General features: G+C 62.7%; 1 protein-coding gene. It reads right to left on the bottom strand.

The features are described 5' to 3' along the window. Positions 1–390 (bottom strand): autophagy-related protein 17 (locus MWC30_RS21975; protein WP_244086326.1); only part of this gene is annotated, 390 nt, incomplete at its 3' end. Positions 391–442 lie beyond the last annotated feature (52 nt).

Below are 442 nucleotides of genomic sequence, written 5' to 3'. Positions count from 1 at the left end.
ACTATCCTTGGCCCTACGCCAAATGGCCGACATCTTCTCTTCCGTTACCCGCCGGCGCTCGGCCTCGAGTAGGACGGCGTCGTACGCGCCGGCGTAGCCTTGGTAGAAGACGCGGAGCGCCTCCATCTCGTCCAACTTGCTGTAGATTGTCATGTGCTCGTCTTCCCACCGTTGCAGGAACTCGGCCTCGGCGGCCATGTACCCCGCGAGCCTCCCGCCAATATCCTCCAGCATGTGCAGAGTGTTTATGGCCGCCGCGTGCGCTTTGGTGGAATGGTTGACCCGCTCAGTCAGGGTCGCAAAGGCCTCCTCGACCGTCCGCAGGCGGTCGGTAATCTCGTAGACGACGCCTTCCACCTCGGAAGCATCCCCGACCACGACATCTAACATGTCGGCCCTGTCCCTCGACGTTGTGGGCTCGAGGTTGGGCGAGCGCGAATCC

The organism is Desulforhabdus sp. TSK (assembly GCF_022836495.1).
Taxonomy (GTDB): Bacteria; Desulfobacterota; Syntrophobacteria; order Syntrophobacterales; family Syntrophobacteraceae; genus Desulforhabdus.
Note: the sequence above shows the minus strand (reverse complement) of the source record. Positions and strands in the feature narration are given on the sequence as shown.